This is a genomic window from Streptomyces sp. NPDC058246 (assembly GCF_042881985.1).
Taxonomy (GTDB): Bacteria; Actinomycetota; Actinomycetes; order Streptomycetales; family Streptomycetaceae; genus Streptomyces.
On sequence record NZ_JBHVWZ010000003.1, the window covers coordinates 197,714 to 211,091 of the forward strand.

The window sequence follows — 13,378 nt, forward strand, 5'->3', positions numbered from 1 at the left end:
GGTTACTTCTGGTCTTGTACGTCCCCGCCGGGCCCTCGGATTCCGAGGGCCCGCGTCGTCGCCGGGTTCACGAGCAGCACCAGCGCCGCAACGGCGACGACCGCCAGGGCGATGCCTCCGGGGATCGCGACGCTGTCGGCCTGGAGCAGGTTGTAGGCCACGGGCAGCGCCATGATCTGGGTGATGACGGCCGGTCCCCGGCTCCAGCCGCGGCGCAGCAGCAGTCCGCGGGCGGCCAGCAGCGGCAGCAGCGCGAGCACGATCAACGTGATACCGCCGGTGACGGCCTGCTGCCGGTCGTCGGGGTTGCCGGTGACCCCGAGGACGAGCACGTACACGCCGCCCGCGACCAGGGCGAGCCCCTCCAGCGCGGCCAGTGCCGCCGCGGCGGTCAGCCGTCCGGGGCGGGGTTCTGCGGTGGGGGCGTCGGGGGTGGGGTTCTGCTCAGGGCTCACCCCTGAAGGGTAGCCTTCGGCCCCCGACCACCGACCGCGCCGGGGGCGCCGGGGCGCCGCCGTTGCCGCCCCGGGCGGCCGCGCCCACTTCACCGGCGCGCACTCGCCTCACCGAGCGACCGGACTCACTTCACCGGGTGGTCAGACTCACGTCCCCATCTCTTACCCGATCCCTACCTCGGTCTGGGATGAGTACCACCCAGTAGGTACGCTGCATCGCATGCGTGCACTTCTCGTGGTCAATCCGGCAGCAACCACCACAAGCGCGCGCACACGTGACGTACTGCTGCACGCGCTCGCCAGCGAGATGAAGCTGGAGGCGGTCACCACCGAGTACCGCGGGCACGCCCGGGACCTCGGCCGGCAGGCCGCCGAGAAGGGCATCGATCTCGTCGTGGCCCTCGGCGGCGACGGCACGGTCAACGAGGTCGTGAACGGTCTGCTGCACGAGGGCCCCGATCCGGAGCGGCTGCCCCGCCTCGCCGTGGTCCCCGGCGGCTCCACCAACGTCTTCGCCCGCGCCCTGGGTCTGCCCAACGACGCGGTGGAGGCCACCGGCGCCCTGCTGGACGCGCTGCGCGAGGACCGGGAACGGGCGATCGGGCTGGGCCTGGCCGCGGGCACTCCCGGTACCGAGGACGAGGCCGTGCCCTCCCGCTGGTTCACCTTCTGCGCCGGACTCGGCTTCGACGCGGGCGTGGTCGGCCGGGTGGAGCAGCAGCGCGAGCGCGGCCGACGCTCCACGCATGCGCTGTATCTGCGCCAAGTGGTACGTCAATTTTTGGACGAACCTCACCGCCGGCACGGAACGATCACACTGGAGCGCCCGGGGCAGGACCCGGTCACCGATCTGGTCCTGTCCATAATCTGCAACACCTCGCCCTGGACGTTTCTCGGCAATCGTCCGGTGTACGCGTCGCCTAAGGCATCGTTCGATACCGGGCTCGACGTACTCGCTCTCAGCCGCATGTCGACGACCTCGGTTGCCCGGTATGCCACCCAGTTGCTCACTTCGTCCCCCGAGCGTGGACCCCATGGCAAGCACGTGGCATCGCTGCACGATCTGACGGACTTCACCTTGCATTCGAAGGTGCCGTTGCCCCTTCAGATGGACGGCGACCACCTAGGGCTGCGCACCAGCGTGACGTTCACAGGCGTACGCCGTGCACTGCGTGTGATTGTGTGAGCGGAAGGGGCCAAAGTCCTTTCACTCGAACGTTTAGGCCAGGATCCACCCCATGGAAGTACGGCTGTGACCTAGTCGACACCGAGGAATCAAAAAAAACTTTCCAGAAGGGGTTGTATCCGCCGCTGAGGTTTGCGAGTCTCTACGTGGCGCTCGGGACGGCCCGCAACATCGGCCACCACAGAGAGCCAGAACCCCTCCTCACATCAAGGACCACGCCAGTCCGTCTGGTAGTCGGCCCTTCACTTGTTGAGGGATTCGTGAAAGCGTTCACATTCACAAGCAATCTGCATGTAATACCAAGGAGAGGTAGCAGCCATGGACTGGCGTCACAACGCCGTTTGCCGCGAGGAAGACCCCGAGCTCTTCTTCCCCATCGGCAACACCGGTCCTGCGCTGCTGCAGATCGAGGAAGCCAAGGCCGTCTGCCGCCGCTGCCCCGTCATGGAGCAGTGCCTGCAGTGGGCGCTCGAGTCCGGCCAGGACTCCGGCGTCTGGGGTGGCCTCAGCGAGGACGAGCGCCGTGCCATGAAGCGTCGCGCCGCCCGCAACCGAGCCCGTCAGGCCTCCGCCTGACGCCCCACCCCGCACGAGCCTGAGCTTGGCGGCGCGTACAGCGAGTACGCATCTCCCGCCCCCGAGCCGCAGCGCGCAGTACCCCCGATGCGCATAGCACGAGCTATCAGCCCCGGACCACCAGTGGTCCGGGGCTCATTGCTGTTTGCGTCCGCGTGGATTGCTTGCGCGATGCGGCAGTTGTGGACGCCGACTCCCGGTACGTCGGCGCCGACTACTTGTGCGCCCGTACCGGGATGTCCAGGATCACCTGCGTACCGCGCTCCGGAGCCGCGACCATGTCGAACGTGCCACCCAACTCCCCCTCCACCAGCGTCCGTACGATCTGCAGGCCGAGATTGCCCGAGCGGTGCGGGTCGAAGCCCTCGGGGAGACCGACCCCGTCGTCCTGGACGGTGACCAGAAGGCGGGCGTCCTTGGTGGTGCCGCCGCGGACCGCCGAGACCTCGACCGTGCCGCGGTCGCCCTCGCGGAAGCCGTGCTCCAGGGCGTTCTGCAGGATCTCCGTGAGGACCATGGAGAGCGGGGTGGCGACCTCGGCGTCCAGGATCCCGAAGCGCCCGGTGCGCCGGCCGGTGACCTTGCCGGGCGAGATCTCCGCGACCATGGCGAGCACCCGGTCGGCGATCTCGTCGAACTCCACCCGCTCGTCCAGGTTCTGAGAGAGCGTCTCGTGCACGATCGCGATCGAACCGACCCGGCGCACGGCCTCCTCCAGGGCCTCCCGGCCGCGCTCGGAGTCGATGCGCCGGGCCTGGAGGCGCAGCAGCGCCGCCACCGTCTGGAGATTGTTCTTCACCCGGTGATGAATCTCCCGGATGGTCGCGTCCTTGGTGATCAACTCACGCTCACGGCGCCGCAGTTCGGTGACATCGCGGAGCAGGACGAGGGAACCGACGCGGGTGCCCTTGGGCTTGAGCGGGATCGCGCGCAGCTGGATCACACCGTCGCCGCTCTCGATCTCGAACTCGCGGGGAGCCCAGCCGCTGGCGACCTTGGCCAGCGCCTCGTCCACGGGGCCGCGGGACGGGGCGAGTTCGGCGGTGGTCACTCCGAGGTTGTGGCCCACCAGGTCGGCGGCCAGGCCGAGGCGGTGGTACGCCGACAGCGCGTTCGGAGAGGCGTACTGGACGATGCCCTCCGCGTCGAGGCGGATCAGTCCGTCGCCCACCCGCGGCGAGGCGTCCATGTCGACCTGCTGGTCCGGGAACGGGAAGGAGCCGGCGGCGATCATCTGGGCGAGGTCCGAGGCGCTCTGGAGGTACGTCAGCTCCAGGCGGCTCGGGGTGCGCACGGTGAGCAGATTGGTGTTGCGGGCGATGACGCCGAGGACGCGGCCCTCGCGTCGTACCGGAATGGACTCGACCCGGACCGGAACCTCCTCGCGCCATTCCGGGTCGCCCTCACGCACGATCCGGCCCTCGTCGAGCGCGGCGTCCAGCATGGGGCGCCGGCCGCGCGGGACGAGGTGGCCGACCATGTCGTCCTGATACGAGGTGGGGCCCGTGTTGGGCCGCATCTGGGCGACGGAGACGTAACGGGTGCCGTCGCGCGTGGGGACCCACAGGACGAGGTCGGCGAAGGAGAGGTCGGAGAGCAGCTGCCACTCCGAGACCAGCAGGTGCAGCCACTCGAGATCGGAGTCACCGAGAGCGGTGTGCTGGCGTACGAGGTCGTTCATGGAGGGCACGTGTGCGAGCGTACCCGGCGGATACGACAGGCCTCGAAATCAGCTGCTCGCACGGGCTCCGCGGGGACTCGCGCGGGCCCGGAAGACACCCGCGGGCCGCGGCGCCTGGGAGGGACCCTCAACCCTCCCGGCACCGCAGCCCGGAGCAACAACGGCCGCGGGGTGTGCGGTCCCGGTCGGCCGAAGAGAGGAGCCGGAGCAGTCAGGGCAGAGAGCGCCGGTTCCTCGGTCCGCCTTCCTGTGCGGGGAAGACGGAGGCTTGTTCAGTTGAACCCGTGCGTACGTCGTGTGATGTCGTACGTACGTTGTCCCGCCAAGCATTGTGGACTAGACCATGCTCCTGCGTCCATGCGCCATCTGTCCATGCCTCGACGGATGTTTGTTGTTGTCCGCTTATCCAACATGCAACGGCATCCACCACGCAGACTAACCCGCTTCGGTTCATGAACGGGCGGGATTGGCGGATGAGCCGGGTCCGATGAGCCCTTGACGACCGCCGGCCCGGTTCACGGCCGGGGCCAGACGGCCATGGCGAGTTCGGCGAGGGCCTCCAGTTCCTGCTGGGTGGCGCCGTCGCGGGCCTGCTGGGACATGCCCTGGACGATCGCTCCGGTGTGCCGGGCCAGAGCCGCCGCGTCGGTGCCGGCGGGCAGCTCGCCCGCGGCGATCCCCGCTTTTATACGACTCTCGAAGGCGGCGATGTTGGCGTTGCGCCGCTCGCGCAGGGACTCCTCGACCTCCGGCGAGGTGCAGTTGGTGGCCGCGTGGATGACCAGACAGCCCTGCGGGTGGCCCGGGTCGGTGTACTCGGCCGCGGCCTCGCGCAGCAGCCGCTCGACCGCGCCACGGGCCGTGGGCTCCTCTGACAGCGCCCGATCGCCGAACGAGCCGTACTTCACGCCGTACACGCGGACCACCTCGTCGAACAGCGACCGCTTGTCGCCGAACGCCGCGTACAGGCTCGGGGCGCCGATGCCCATCACGCGGGTGAGGTCGGAGACGGAGGTCGCCTCGTACCCGTGCTCCCAGAACGCCAGGATCGCCTTCTCCAGGGCGGTCTCGCGGTCGAAGGAACGGGGGCGCCCGCGCTGCTTGGCCACGGTCGCGCCGGCGGCCCTGCGTGCGGCGGCCCCCAGCTCTGTTTCCGGCTCCGCTCCCGGCTCTGTTTCCGGCTCCGCTCCCGGCTCTGTTTCCGGGTCGGTCCCCGGGTCGGTCCCCGGGCCGGTCTGCTGCCTGCCCGCCTGCCTGTTCACCATGGGGTGGATTTTATAGCGGGTGCTAGAGAAATGTCGGTGGGCTGTTGTACGGTTTTTTCTGTAGCGACCGCTAGCGAAATATGAAGGGGGCGCCGACATGGGCGTGCTCACGGGCAGGACGGCACTGGTCACGGGTGGCGGCAGGGGGATCGGGCGGGGCATCGCCGAGCGGCTCGGCAGGGACGGCGCGCGGGTGGCCGTGCACTACGGCGGCAATGCGGCGGCGGCGAAGGACACGGTCGACGCGATCGAGGCGGCGGGAGGATCGGCCTTCGCGATCGGGGTGGAGCTGGGGGTGCCGGGCGACGCCGAGGCCCTGTGGGAGGCCTTCGACCGGCACGCGGACGGGCTGGACATCCTGGTGAACAACGCGGGGATCGGCACGTCGCGGTCGCTGGAGGAGATCTACGAGGCGGAGTACGACAAGGTGTTCGCCGTGAACGTGCGGGCGCCCCACTTCATCGTCAAGCACGGCCTCGCCCGCCTGCGCGACGGCGGACGCGTCATCAACATCTCCTCGGGCCTGGCCCGCAACGCCGTGATGCCGGACAAGATGGCGTACGCGATGACCAAGGGTGCGCTGGACGTCTTCACCCGGGATCTGTCCAAGGTGCTGGGCCCCCGCGGGATCACCGTGAACTCGGTGGCGCCGGGCATCATCGACACCGACAACACCGCCGAGCTCCTGCACGGGACCGAGGAAGGGTGGGCGCAGGCCTCGGCGATATCGGCGCTGGGCCGGGTGGGGATGCCGGCCGACGTGGCGGACGTGGTGGCGTTCCTGGCGTCGGACGACGGGCGATGGATCACCGGGAGTTGGGTGGACGCGACGGGAGGTTCGCTGCTGTAACGGGGGGGCCGCCAACGCTGGGCCACCGCGCTCCAGGGCCTGGACCGACCGGGCGGGCCCGCGCCTCAGCGGGTCTCCGTCACCTTGACGAGGGCGTGCGGTGCGTCCGGGCCGGGGCCGCCGTCCTTGCCGTCGGTGACGACCGCGATGCGTAGGGCGTTCGGGACGACGAGAGGGTGACGCTCTGCTAGATTGGTCTATACCACATGCCCTTCGGGTTCCAGTTGAGTCCCCTGAATCCCCTGAGTCCCCTCTCCAGATCGGCAGGCCCAGCGTGGAAGTTGTCATCGTCCCGGACGCCAAGGCGGGCGGCGAGTTGATCGCCGAGGCCATGGCGGAGCTGCTCCGGCGCAAGCCCGACGCCCTGCTCGGCGTGGCCACCGGTTCGACTCCGCTGCCCATCTACCAGGCGCTGGCTGCCAAGGTCGGCTCCGGTGCCGTGGATGCCTCCGGCGCGCGGATCGCGCAGCTCGACGAGTACGTGGGGCTGCCGGCCGAGCATCCCGAGTCGTACCGTTCCGTGCTGCGGCGCGAGGTGCTCGAACCGCTGGGCCTCGGTATGGACGCCTTCATGGGACCGGACGGCACCGCGGAGGACGTGCAGGCCGCCTGCGCGGCGTACGACAAGGCGCTGGCGCAGGCCGGTGGGGTCGATCTCCAGCTGCTCGGGATCGGGACGGACGGGCACATCGGGTTCAACGAACCGTGCTCCTCGCTCGCCTCGCGCACCCGGATCAAGACGCTGACCGAGCAGACCCGCGTCGACAACGCGCGGTTCTTCGAGGGTGATATCGAGCAGGTGCCGCACCACGTCATCACCCAGGGCATCGGCACGATCCTGGAGGCGCGGCATCTGGTGCTGCTCGCGACGGGTGAGGGCAAGGCGGACGCCGTTGCCGCGACTGTGGAGGGGCCGGTTGCCGCGGTGTGTCCGGCCTCCGCGCTGCAGCTCCACCCGCACGCGACCGTCGTCGTCGACGAGGCCGCCGCCGGCAAGTTGAAGCTCGCGGACTACTTCCGGCACACGTTCGCCAACAAGCCTGACTGGCAGGGGATTTAGGTCGGCCGGAGACAACCGGAGGCGCCGGGTGCCCCTTCTTGGGTGCCCGGCGCCTCGCTCGGTTCCGGCCCGCGGTCGCTGAGCGGATGCCGCCCGGTGGGCTGGTGTGTGCGCACCCTCTCCCCTGCGCTCTGGCCCCCCGCGCTCTCGGCTTCGCTCGAGCAGGGGACCCCCGTCGCCCTGCGGAACGCCTGCCCCAGACCACGGCATGTCCACACGGCACCGCACCCGTCGCAAGCGCATCCGTGGCCGGCGCCTCCGTGCCGTCGGCCACGGATGTCACACGCCCGCGATGACCTCCGCCGCCGCCCGGCCGCAGACGCGGGCCGCGCCGTGGGTGGTGATGTGGAGGGCGCCGCGGGGTGGGGACTGGGGGACGCCCATCTCGACGACGATCGTGTCGGGGCGTTCCCGCAGCAGGGCGTCGAGGGCCGAGGCCATCCAGGGGTGCCGGTGTTCGTCGCGTACGACGGCGACGACCCGGCGGGGGCCCGCGGCGGCGAGGGCCGAGGCGCCCGCGTTCTCGCCGGTGAAGCTGCCGGTCTCGGTGCCGGGGAGCAGGCGCGCCAGTTCGGCCGCCACGCCCCAGGGGGTCTCGTCGCCGACGGCGATGTTCGCGACGGGGGTGAAGGCGGCGACGTACGGGGCTTCGCCCACCGGGTCGTACGACGGCCCGTACGTCACCGTCATGGCGCGCCGGGCGGCGACGAGCCCCACGTCGGTCCGCTCCTCGCCCGCGTCCTCGGGGGCTGCCGCGGCCGTCCAGCGAGCCAGCGCCCGTACCCGGTGCGCCGCGTCCGCGAGTCGCTCCTCGGGCAGTTCACCGGCGCGGACGGCGGAGACGAGGGCGTCGCGCAGGCGGCGCACCGTGTCGTCGTCCGCCAGCCCCCCGCCCACGCAGATCGCGTCGGCGCCGGCGGCGATGGCGAGGACGCTGCCGCGTTCGATGCCGTAGGTCGCGGCGATGGCCTGCATCTCCATGCCGTCGGTGACGATGAGGCCGTCGTAGCCGAGTTCCTCGCGCAGCAGGCCCGTGAGGATGCGGCGGGAGAGGGTGGCCGGGCGCTCGGAGTCCAGCGCCGGGACGAGGATGTGCGCGCTCATCACGGCGCGGCTTCCCGCGGCGATCGCGGCCCGGAACGGGGCGAGTTCGCGCGACTGGAGTACCGACTCCTCGGCGTCGATGCGCGGCAGCGCGTGGTGCGAGTCGACCGCCGTGTCGCCGTGCCCCGGGAAGTGCTTGGTGCAGGCGGCGACGCCGGCGGACTGGAGCCCGGTGACGTAGGCGGCCGTGTGCCGGGCCACCAGGTCGGTGTCGGCGCCGAAGGACCGTACGCCGATGACCGGGTTCGCGGGGTTCGAGTTCACGTCGGCGGACGGAGCCCAGTTGAGGTTCACTCCGCAGGCGGCCAGGCGGCGGCCGAGTTCGAAAGCGACCTCCTGTGTGAGCGATACGTCGTCGACGGCGCCCAGCGCGTGGTTCCCCGGGAACGAGGACCCCGTGCGCACCTCCAGGCGCGTGACGTCACCTCCCTCCTCGTCGATCGCGACGAGCACGTCGTCGCGTTCGGCGCGCAACTGGGCGGTCAGGGCGGCCAGTTGCGCGGGCGAGGCGATGTTGCGGCCGAACAGGCCGACCGAGGCGAGGCCTTCACCGAGGCGGCGGAGCAGCCAGTCGGGGGCCGTGGTCCCGGTGAAGCCGGGTTGGAGGACGGTGAGCGCGTCGCGCGTGATGGTGTCCGTACCACTGGCGAAAGTCGTCATCGGGTGGCGTTATCCCTTCACGGCGCCCGCGGTCAGCCCCGCGGCCATCTTGCGCTGGACGATGAGGAACAGGGCGACGATCGGCACGGCCATCATGGTGGCGCCGGCCATCATCGGGGCGTACTCGGTGCCGTGCAGGGTGGTGAAGTTGCCGAGCCAGACGGTGGCGGTCTGGTTCTTCTGGCTCATGAGCATCAGGGCGTAGAGGTATTCGTTCCACGCCTGGATGAAGCCGTAGACGGAGGTGGCGACCAGGCCGGGGGCGAGGAGCGGGAAGACCACGCGGATGAAGGCGCTGGTGCGGCTGCAGCCGTCGACCATCGCCGCCTCCTCCAGCTCCTTCGGGATGTTGACGATGAAGCCGCGCAGCGTCCACACCGTGAAGGGGAGGATGAAGGTGAGGTACGTGATGATCAGGCCCGTGAGCTTGTCGTACTGCCCCAGGTCGTTGAGCAGCAGGAAGACCGGGATGATCATGGCCACCAGCGGGACCATCTGGACCGCGAGGATGCCGACGATCACGATCTTGCGGCCGCGGAAGGCGAAGCGGGAGATGGCGAGCGCGGCGAGCATCCCGACGACGATCCCGATCACGACCACCGACAGGGACACGATCAGGCTGCGGCCGACGGGACCCCAGAAGTCCGAGATGTCCAGGGCGCGACGGAAGTTGTCGAGCGTCAGGCCGGTGGGGAACAGGCTCGGGTCCGGGTCGATGGCGTCCTTGGCCGGCTTGAACGCCGTGTTCAGCATCCAGTAGACGGGGAAGCCCGCGGTGACGAAGACGAGCAGGCCGAGCGCGTTCCAGCCGAGCTTGGACCTGCGGCGTCCCGAGGGCGCGCTCCCGGCCGAGGACGTACGCCCCGACGTGGCGATGGCGCTCATTCGACCTCTCCGATCTTGAGCATCTGACGCATGTAGACGGCGACCACGCCCAGCAGGAGGAGCACGGTCAGCAGGGCGATCGCCGAGCCCTGCGCGTAGTCGTTGACCACGAACGCGCGGTCGTACGAGTACGTGGTGAGCAGTTGGAACTCGGCCTCCGGGTGGCCGCCGCGCATCACGAAGACCTGCGGGAAGACGCCCATGTCCCAGATGACCGAGAGCGTCGTCAGCATCACGACGATGGGCTTGAGGACCGGCAGCGTGACGTAGCGGAAGACCGCCCAGGCGCCCGCGCCGTCGAGGCGGGCCGCCTCCTCCAGCTCCTTCGGCACCTGGGTGAGTCCCGCGCTGAGCGTGATGACGACGAACGGCACCGCGCCCCAGATCACCAGGAGCATGATCACGGCCAGCCCCTGGGGGCCGCTGGCGAACCAGTTGTGGCCGATCATGTCGACGCCTGGCAACTTGCTGAGCAGCGCGTTGAAGACGCCGTAGTCGGAGTCGAAGAGCCACTTGAAGACGGTGGTGGCCACGATGATGGGCATGCCCCAGCTGGCCACCAGCACGATGTTGATGAGCATCTTCACCCAGCCGGAGACGCGCTGGAGGAGCAGCGCGATCAGCATGCCGATGACCATCGTGAAGATGACGGAACCGGCCGCGAAGATGATCGTCCGGACGACCACCGCCCAGAACTCGCTGTCCCCGAGCACCTTGCTGAAGTTGTCGAAGCCGACCGACTCGGGGGGCTGGAAGCCCCAGAGCTGGGACTGCCCGAACTTCTGGAAGGAGAGCGTGACCAGGCGGACGAGCGGATAGCCGAGGACCAGCGCGAGGATCAGCAGGCAGGGCGCGAGCAGCGCCCACGGGGCGGCCGCGCCGCCCGCGGTCCGCTTTCTGCGCGGCGCCTCCGGGACGGCCGGTGGCGGCGCCTGCCGCGGTGGCGGCACCTTTGCGGGGGTGGTCGTGTCTGCGGCACTCATCGCGCGCTCCTCAGCGGTCCCTCAGGTCGTACGAAGGCGAAACCCCGCACCAGCGGGCCGTACGGGGCGCAGGTCCCGCCCCGGCCGGGTGGTACGGACAGCAGGGCCCCGCCGACGACGGGGCCCTGCTCTCAGGTCACTTGGTGTTGATGACCTTGTCGATCGCGGCGTCCGCGTCCTTCGCGGCGGCCTCGACCGACTTCTTGCCGGTGCCGATGTTCTGCAGCATGGTCTGGAGGACCTGGGCCTTCTCGACCTGACCCCAGCCCGGCGCCATCGGGACGAACCAGTTGGACTCGGCCGCGGTGGCCGGGACCGCCGTCGCCGGGTCGTTCTTCAGGGTCGCGAGGTCGGTCTTGTTGTTGGGCAGGTTGCCCTTGGCGATCAGACCCTTCTGCCCCTTGGCACCCGTGAGGGCGTTGATCCACTCGGCGGCGACGCCCTGCGCCTTCGACTTCACCGGCACGGCGAGGTCGGAGCCGCCGAGGAAGACGGGGAGGTTCTTGCCGGACGGGCCGGGCACCACGAAGTTCTCGAGGTTGCCCTTGAGCTTGCCGGTCTTGTCGTTCTTCGGGTCCTCGGAGGTCGCGCCCTCCCAGGCCGCGCCGAAGATCATGGCGGACTTGCCCTGGCCGTAGACGATGTAACGGTCGGACTCGTCCTTGGTCTTGTCGCCGTGCATGTACTTGTCGACGACGTTCTTGAACTCGGTGAGGCCCTTGATGGACTCGGGCGAGGAGAGGTTGGCCTTCCACTGGCCGCCCTCCTCCTTGGCGATGGAGCCGCCGGCGTCGTACACGAAGGACATCGCGGCGTACCAGTCACGGGTGGGCTGGTACCAGGCGCTGAACTTGCTGCCCTCCTTCTTCTGGATCTTGTCCAGGTCGGAGGTGAGCTCCGCGTACGTCTTCGGGGTGGACTTGACGCCCACCGAAGCGGCGACGTCCTTGCGCCAGTTGCCGACGCGGCCACCGGCGTAGTACGGCACGCCATAGGTCTTGCCGTCGTAGGTGACGGAGGCCTTGAGGCCGTCCAGCCACTGGTCCGAGTTCTCGAACTTCGACGTGTCGAGAGGAGCGAAGGCGCCCTTGACCATGTAGCCGAGCATCTCGGTGTTGCCCATCTCGACCACGTCGGGAGCCTTGTCGGTGGCGAGGACCGCGTCGAGCTTGGTGTTCTTGTCCGGCCAGCCGTAGTACTCGTGGTTGATCTTGATGCCGGGGTGCTTCGCCTTGACCGCCGCGTCGGCGGCCTTGACCAGTTCGGGCCAGTTGTTCTGCGCGTCGACCGTGAGCCAGACCGTCAGCTCCTTGGCGTCCGCGCCCTTGCCCGACCCCCCGGACTTGTCGTCACTGCTCCCGCACGCCGCGATGGAGACCATCATGCCCGCGATACCGATCGCGGCTATCAGCTTGCGCTTCACGCCACCCTCCTCAGGGATGCCACAAACCCCCCTGGCTCCCCGCGGTGACATACGACGTGTACCGCCCGTGGGGCCGGGACTGGACCAATGGTGTAGACCAGTAGGGGGGAGCTTGGCCTAGACCTAGAGGGGTGTCAAGGAGTTCGCATGCCCTCCGACCGTCCGTTATGGGACCTACATATGCAGGGACCTTTAAGTAGGTAACCGGCATAATCCGCGGCGCCGTTCACGCGCTCCCGGGTGGACCACTTCAGCGCGGTGGACTAGACCAACGCGTACGCCGACGGTATATAGAGGGGATCACGGAGCGTACGAGGGAGCTCGCACAGAACGTGCGGGGGACACTCGTACACGAAGCCGTGCCACGATGTGAGCCGTGGCCGATGGGATGTCGGTCGCTTCGGCATCCGGAGCCGGAAAGGCAGCGCATGAGTACCGACGTCAGCAGTGCGGAGAACGAGGGTGGGGCGACCATCCGTACCGCGCGCGTCCCCAAGTACTACCGCCTGAAGAAGCATCTGCTCGACATGACGGAGACGCTGCCGCCCGGCACACCGGTACCGCCCGAGCGCACCCTCGCCGCCGAGTTCGACACCTCGCGCACCACCGTGCGGCAGGCCCTCCAGGAGCTGGTCGTCGAGGGCCGCCTGGAGCGCATCCAGGGCAAGGGCACCTTCGTGGCCAAGCCCAAGGTCTCCCAGGCGCTGCAACTCACCTCGTACACCGAGGACATGCGCGCCCAGGGCCTGGAGCCCACCTCGCAGCTCCTCGACATCGGCTACATCACCGCCGACGAGACCCTCGCCGGGCTGCTCGACATCTCGGCCGGCGGCCGGGTGCTGCGCATCGAGCGGCTGCGGCTGGCGAGCGGTGAGCCGATGGCCATCGAGACGACGCACCTGTCCGCGAAGCGCTTCCCCGCCCTGCGCAGGTCGCTCGTCAAGTACACCTCCCTCTACACCGCCCTTGCCGAGGTGTACGACGTCCATCTCGCCGAGGCCGAGGAGACCATCGAGACCTCGCTGGCCACCCCGCGCGAGGCCGGACTGCTCGGCACCGACGTCGGCCTGCCCATGCTGATGCTCTCCCGGCACTCGCTGGACAAGCAGGGCGAGCCGGTGGAGTGGGTGCGGTCGGTGTACCGGGGCGACCGGTACAAGTTCGTGGCGCGGCTCAAGCGCCCGCAGGAATAAGCCACTTGGGCTAGTGCGAGTCCCATAGTTGCTCTACGTTCCTCCCGTCACCGCATG

General features: G+C 69.4%; 12 protein-coding genes. 5 read left to right on the top strand and 7 right to left on the bottom strand.

Going from position 1 to position 13,378, the window contains the following annotated elements; translation table 11 throughout:
* Nucleotides 1-2: 2 nt before the first annotated feature.
* A complete protein-coding gene (locus ACFVXA_RS05880) occupies nt 3-455 on the bottom strand; it encodes a hypothetical protein (protein WP_384400570.1) in 453 nt (150 codons plus the stop codon).
* A 220-nt stretch (nt 456-675) separates the two neighbouring features.
* Here ACFVXA_RS05880 and ACFVXA_RS05885 point away from each other — a divergent pair, with 220 nt between their 5' ends.
* Nucleotides 676-1,641, top strand: coding sequence for a diacylglycerol kinase family protein (locus ACFVXA_RS05885; protein WP_362027402.1), 966 nt, complete (start codon nt 676-678; stop codon nt 1,639-1,641).
* A 318-nt stretch (nt 1,642-1,959) separates the two neighbouring features.
* The gene (locus ACFVXA_RS05890; RefSeq protein WP_016639615.1) at nt 1,960-2,217 is read left to right on the top strand and encodes a WhiB family transcriptional regulator; all 258 of its coding nucleotides are present in this window, start codon (nt 1,960-1,962) and stop codon (nt 2,215-2,217) included.
* A 214-nt stretch (nt 2,218-2,431) separates the two neighbouring features.
* Here the strand turns inward: ACFVXA_RS05890 and ACFVXA_RS05895 are convergent, their stop codons facing one another.
* Complete coding sequence (locus ACFVXA_RS05895) at nt 2,432-3,898, bottom strand: PAS domain-containing sensor histidine kinase (RefSeq protein WP_362027522.1); 1,467 nt, start codon at nt 3,896-3,898, stop codon at nt 2,432-2,434.
* A 515-nt stretch (nt 3,899-4,413) separates the two neighbouring features.
* A complete protein-coding gene (locus ACFVXA_RS05900) occupies nt 4,414-5,163 on the bottom strand; it encodes a TetR/AcrR family transcriptional regulator (RefSeq protein ID WP_390023954.1) in 750 nt (249 codons plus the stop codon).
* A 97-nt stretch (nt 5,164-5,260) separates the two neighbouring features.
* Here ACFVXA_RS05900 and ACFVXA_RS05905 point away from each other — a divergent pair, with 97 nt between their 5' ends.
* Nucleotides 5,261-6,013 (top strand): SDR family oxidoreductase, encoded by a 753-nt coding sequence (locus ACFVXA_RS05905; protein WP_390023956.1) that lies wholly within the window; start codon nt 5,261-5,263, stop codon nt 6,011-6,013.
* A 274-nt stretch (nt 6,014-6,287) separates the two neighbouring features.
* Entirely contained in the window at nt 6,288-7,073 is a 786-nt protein-coding gene (nagB, locus tag ACFVXA_RS05910; RefSeq protein ID WP_362027392.1) for a glucosamine-6-phosphate deaminase, read from the top strand.
* A gap of 279 nt (nt 7,074-7,352) precedes the next feature.
* Here the strand turns inward: nagB and ACFVXA_RS05915 are convergent, their stop codons facing one another.
* From ACFVXA_RS05915 to ACFVXA_RS05930, 4 genes are all read right to left on the bottom strand, one after another.
* A complete protein-coding gene (locus ACFVXA_RS05915; RefSeq protein WP_390023958.1) occupies nt 7,353-8,837 on the bottom strand; it encodes a glycoside hydrolase family 3 protein in 1,485 nt (494 codons plus the stop codon).
* Nucleotides 8,838-8,846: 9 nt separating this feature from the next.
* Nucleotides 8,847-9,722, bottom strand: a complete 876-nt coding sequence (locus ACFVXA_RS05920) for a carbohydrate ABC transporter permease (RefSeq protein ID WP_383902052.1) — start codon at nt 9,720-9,722, stop codon at nt 8,847-8,849.
* A complete protein-coding gene (locus ACFVXA_RS05925; RefSeq protein WP_383902050.1) occupies nt 9,719-10,705 on the bottom strand; it encodes a carbohydrate ABC transporter permease in 987 nt (328 codons plus the stop codon). The genes ACFVXA_RS05920 and ACFVXA_RS05925 overlap by 4 nt, the downstream gene beginning before the upstream one ends.
* Before the next feature lie 136 nt (nt 10,706-10,841).
* Nucleotides 10,842-12,128: an extracellular solute-binding protein gene (locus tag ACFVXA_RS05930; protein WP_362027380.1), complete on the bottom strand. Its 1,287-nt coding sequence runs from the start codon at nt 12,126-12,128 to the stop codon at nt 10,842-10,844.
* Between the two features lie 428 nt (nt 12,129-12,556).
* Between ACFVXA_RS05930 and ACFVXA_RS05935 the strand changes: the two genes are divergently transcribed.
* Entirely contained in the window at nt 12,557-13,321 is a 765-nt protein-coding gene (locus tag ACFVXA_RS05935) for a GntR family transcriptional regulator (protein ID WP_383737590.1), read from the top strand.
* The last annotated feature ends 57 nt before the right edge of the window (nt 13,322-13,378 follow it).